Raw genomic sequence first — 5057 nt, forward strand, 5'->3', positions numbered from 1 at the left:
GCAGCGAGGGCAGGCTCGAGGGAAGCTCGCCCTCGTCACCGACGGTCGGCACGGAGATCGCCCCGACGACGGCGGCCGTGGTGAGCAGCACGATGACGACGAGGGGAGCGGGAACGGCCGTGGTCAGCCGCGGCAGCCCGAAGAGGATCACCAGGCCGATCGCGACCAGCAGGTACACGGCCCACGGCACGTTCGTCAGGTGCGGCAGCTGGGTGAGCGCGATGAGGATCGCCAGAGCGTTGACGAAGCCCACCATGACCGACCGCGGGATGAAGCGCATGAGCCGCGCCACGCCGAGCAGGCCGAGCACCACCTGCAGGACCCCTGCCAGGATCACCGTCGCCAGGAAGTAGTCCATCCCGTACTCGCGCGCCACCGGGGCGATGACCAGCGCGATCGCTCCCGTCGCAGCGGAGATCATCGCGGGGCGACCGCCGACGATCGAGATCGTCACGGCCATCGTGAACGAGGCGACCAGCCCGAGCCGCGGGTCGACCCCGGCGATGATGGAGAACGAGATCGCCTCCGGGATCAGCGCGAGGGCGACGACGAGACCTGCGAGGACCTCGGTGCGCAGGCGCGCAGGGGAGCGCAGGGCTGCGCGGACGGAATGGGCCTGGTCGGCCTCGCGGGGCTGGACGGTACTCGTGGAGGTCACACGCATCCTCGGGATCGGGGGCGCGGGCGCCCCGGGGAGCCGACGCCGGTGGCGACGGGCTGGACTGGGGTGCAGGCGGCAACGCGTGCGATCAAGGGGCGAGGGGCCAGGCGGAGCCGTACGGCCGGGAAGCGCCGGGAGTGAGTCTACCGTGCCCCTTCTCGGGGGCCCTGGCCGTCGGTGTCCGCCGCCGTCAGGGGTGAGGGGGCCTGGCCGTCGACCAGCTCCGGTGACAGGGGTGCGGCGGGAGCGCCCGCTGCGGCGGCCGCGGACGCCACCGCCTCGTCGTGGTCGTCGATCTGCTGCTGGATCCCCGAGGTGGTGCGCAACGGCAGCTCGGGCAGCAGGAAGGCCAGCAGGAAGCCGACGACCAGCACGATCGCCGCGACGACGAGGACGAGGTCGACGCCGGCGGTGAAGCCCTCGAGGATGGGCGCGGCGAGCCGCGGGTCGAGCTTCTCGATGAACGAGGAGTCGTCGAGGGAGAGCGCGCTGCCCGTGCCGGCGAGCATGTCCAGGACCGGTGCGTTGGCCGGGTCGGCCTGGACCTCCGGGTCCGCCACGGCGGCCTGGAAGCCGGCCGTCCCCGCCGCGGACGCGAAGGCTGTGCTGATCTTGCCGCCGACGGTCGAGAACAGGATCGAGAGGAAGACGGCCGTGCCGATCGTCCCGCCCATCTGACGGAAGAACAGCGAGGAGCTCGTGGCGACGCCCATGTCCTGCGGCTTGACGGCGTTCTGCACGGCCAGGACCAGCGGCTGGAAGCAGAACCCGAGGCCGAGGCCGAAGATCGCCGAGCGCCAGCTCACCTGGAGGAGCGAGGAGTCCGCGAGCAGCCGGGAGAGGACCGCGGCACCGATCACCAGCAACGCGGTTCCGGTGACCGGGAAGACCTTGTAGCGGCCCGTGCGGGCGATCGCCTGGCCCGCGACGACCGAGCCGATCATGATGCCGAGCGTCAGCGGGAGCAGCGCGAGGCCCGCTCCCGTCGGCGTCATGCCCTTGGCGATCTGCAGGTAGAGCGGGAGCATCGCGAGCGCCCCGAACATGCCCATGCCGATGACGAGGTTGACCAGCGCCCCGACCCCGAAGGTCCGGTTGGCGAACAGGTGCAACGGGAGCAGCGCCTCGTGCTTCGCGTGCCGCTCCGCCAGCAGGAACAGCACGATGCCGACCGCGCCGGTGACGTACAGGGCCCAGGCCCGGCCCGATCCCCAGCCCCATTCGCGGCCCTGCTCGGCGATCACCAGCAGCGGGACCAGGGCCATGACCAGGGTCGTGGCTCCCTGCCAGTCGATGCGGTGCCTGACGCGCTGCAGCGGCGGGAGGTGCAGGACCTTGGCGATGACGATCATCCCGACGATCCCGAGGGGGACGTTCACCAGGAAGATCCAGCGCCATCCGGTGATGCCGAGCACGCTGTCGGCCCCGGCGAAGAACCCGCCGATGATCGGGCCGAGCACCGAGGAGGTGCCGAAGACCGCGAGGATGTAGCCCTGGTACTTGGCGCGCTCCCTGGGGCTGAGCAGGTCGCCGAGGATCGTGATGGCCAGGGACATGAGGCCACCCCCACCGAGTCCCTGGATCGCCCGGAAGACGGCGAGCTGGTACATCGAGGTCGCCGTGCCCGCCAGCAGCGAGCCGATGAGGAACAGGCCGATCGCGGCCAGGTAGTACGGCTTGCGACCGTGGATGTCGGAGAGCTTGCCGTACAGGGGCGTGGAGATCGTCGAGGTGATCAGGTACGCGGTGGTCACCCAGGCCTGCAGGGAGAGCCCGTTGAGCTCGTCGCCGATGGTCCTGATCGCGGTGGCGACGATCGTCTGGTCCAGTGCGGCGAGGAACATGCCCATCATCAGGCCGCCGAGGATCGTGAGGATCTGCCGATGCGTGGGCGCCGTGAAGGCGGGGGCTGCCGGCGCAGCGGTGGTGGGAGCGGTCACGGGCCAAAGATACGTCCCATGACGTGGATATCCCAGCGGAACTTTCAGCGACTGCATCGTTCCTGTCCGAGGCTGCCCCGCCGGCCCACCCGCCGGCCCACTTCCTGATCGCACTCCCGCACGCCCACCCGCCCGCCGGCCCACCTACGCTGAGCACGTGCCCACCGCCATCCGCCGCACGCCGGCCCGTCCGTCGGGTCCCGGATCCACCGGCCCCGCCGCTCGCCGCGCCACGGCCGCTGCGGAGCCGCGGGCGCTCCGGATCGCCCGCTGGGGGGTTCCCTTCGGCGCGCTGCTCGCGCTGATCGCCGTCGTGCTCGCGACCGTCGTCTCCAGGGCAGGACTGGTCGACCTGCTCGACGCGGGTGCCCTCGTCCGGTGGGGCGACCCGACCGTCACCGTCCTCGCCGAGCTCGCGGCCGCCGTCACCCTCGGTGCCCTCGTCCTCGCGGCCTTCGTGCTTCCGCGGACCGGGGGCCGCACGGTGGCCGACGGTGCCGCCTGGACCGCGACCGTCCGGGTGGCCGCCAACGCTGCGGCCGCGTGGACCGTGCTGGCACTCGCCGAGGCGGTGCTGACCTACGGGACGGTGGCCGGCGTCCGCCTCGACGACCCGAGCTTCGGGCCGGGCCTCGGGCTCTACCTCACCTCGATCTCGCTCGGCAGGATCCAGCTCGCCGTCGTCGTGATCGCCGCGCTCACGAGCGTCGCGACCCTGCTGGTGCGCGGCCCGGTCGGCGCCCTGTGGACCGGGCTCCTGGCCGCCTCCGCCCTCGCGCTGCTCTCGCAGACGGGGCACGCCTCCGGTGACGTCAGCCACGAGCTCGCGATCTCGACGATGTTCCTGCACCTGCTCGCGGCGGCGGTGTGGATCGGTGGGCTCGGTGCGCTCGCGCTGGTCGCCCACCGGCTCGGACGGGATCTCGCCCCCGCCGTCGCCCGCTACTCCGCGATCGCCCTCTGGAGCTACCTCGGGGTGGCCGTGTCCGGGGTGGTCAACGCCGCGTTGCGGATGGACACCCTCGCGGACCTCGGCACGACCTACGGGCTGCTCGTCGTCGCCAAGACGGCCCTCCTCCTCGGCCTCGGTGTGATCGGCTGGGTGCACCGACGCTCGGTCGTCCCGCGCCTGGTCTCCGCGACGCCCGGCCGCGCGCCGTGGCTCTTCTGGCGGCTCGTCGTCGTCGAGCTGGGGATCATGGGCGCCGTCTCGGGCGTGGCCGTCGCGCTCGCCTCCTCCGACCCCCCTGCCGATCTCACCCCGACGGGTGTCCTGAGCCCGGCCCAGGTCGTCACCGGTCACGAGCTCCCCGTCGCACCGACGGCCGACCAGTGGTTCACGGGCTTCCGCTGGGACCTGCTCTTCGCGCTCGCCGCGCTCTCGGCGGCGGTGGTCTACCTGCGGTGGGTCCGCCGGCTCGCGCGTCGCGGTGACCCCTGGCCCCTCGGGCGGACCGTCAGCGGACTCGTCGGCCTGCTCGTGTTCGCCTGGGCGACCTCCGGCGGCCCGGCCGTCTACGGGCACGTCCTGCTCAGCGCCCACATGATCGAGCACATGGTGCTCATGCTCATCGTGCCGATCTTCCTGGTGCTCTCGGCCCCGGTGACGCTCGCCTCCCGCGCCCTCCCGGTGCGCACCGACGGCTCGCGCGGGCCGCGGGAGTGGCTGCTGGGCCTGGTGCACTCACGCTGGGCAGGGGTGTTCTCGCTCCCGATCGTCGCGGCGGTCAACTTCGCCGGTTCGATGTACGTCTTCTACTTCACCGAGCTGTTCCGGTACTCGCTGGAGACCTACATCGGGCATGTCGGGATGGTGCTGCACTTCTCCCTCGCGGGGTACCTCTTCCTCAACGGGCTGATCGGGATCGACCCCGGGCCGAAGCGGCCCGCCTACCCGCTCCGGCTCGTCCTGCTCTTCGCGACGATGGCCTTCCACGCCTTCTTCGGGATCGCGCTGATGATGGACGACGCGCTGCTCGTGCCCGACTGGTTCGGGCTGCTGGGCAGGACCTGGGGACCCTCCGCCCTGGACGACCAGCGGATCGCCGGGGAGATCGTCTGGGGCATCAGCGAGATCCCGATGCTCGTGGTGGCGATCGTCCTGGCGGTGGCCTGGACCAGGGCGGACGAGCGTACGGCCCGGCGGACGGACCGGGCTGCCGACCGTGACGGAGACGCCGAGCTCGAGGCGTACAACGCGATGCTCGCGCGGGCGGCGGAGCGGGACGCGAGGGAGGACGGCCGGCGCTGAGGGGGGCGACGACCCCGGGGCGGGGTCCGCTCGCTCAGGCCCCGAGGATCCCGCGCACGATGCTGTCGCCCGAGTGGCTCGGATCGCCGTCGAAGTGCTCCTCGGAGATGTCGACCACCGGGAACTCGCCGAGGTCGAGACCCGGCGGCAGGGCGAAGGACCCGGTGGTCCCGTCCAGCACGCCGAGGCTGACCAGCTTGGTCAC

3 protein-coding genes are annotated in these 5057 nt (G+C 72.2%); 1 reads left to right on the forward strand and 2 read right to left on the reverse strand.

All coding sequences use genetic code 11. The features are described 5' to 3' along the window. Positions 1-664 (reverse strand): SulP family inorganic anion transporter (locus ABWK99_RS13435; RefSeq protein ID WP_372595210.1); only part of this gene is annotated, 664 nt, incomplete at its 3' end. A gap of 140 nt (positions 665-804) precedes the next feature. Continuing rightward, the gene (locus tag ABWK99_RS13440) at positions 805-2601 is read right to left on the reverse strand and encodes an MDR family MFS transporter (RefSeq protein WP_372595211.1); all 1797 of its coding nucleotides are present in this window, start codon (positions 2599-2601) and stop codon (positions 805-807) included. A 157-nt stretch (positions 2602-2758) separates the two neighbouring features. Between ABWK99_RS13440 and ABWK99_RS13445 the strand changes: the two genes are divergently transcribed. Further along, positions 2759-4852, forward strand: a complete 2094-nt coding sequence (locus ABWK99_RS13445; protein WP_372595212.1) for a cytochrome c oxidase assembly protein — start codon at positions 2759-2761, stop codon at positions 4850-4852. Positions 4853-5057: the final 205 nt, after the last annotated feature.

The organism is Actinotalea sp. (assembly GCF_041597215.1).
GTDB lineage: Bacteria > Actinomycetota > Actinomycetes > Actinomycetales > Cellulomonadaceae > Actinotalea.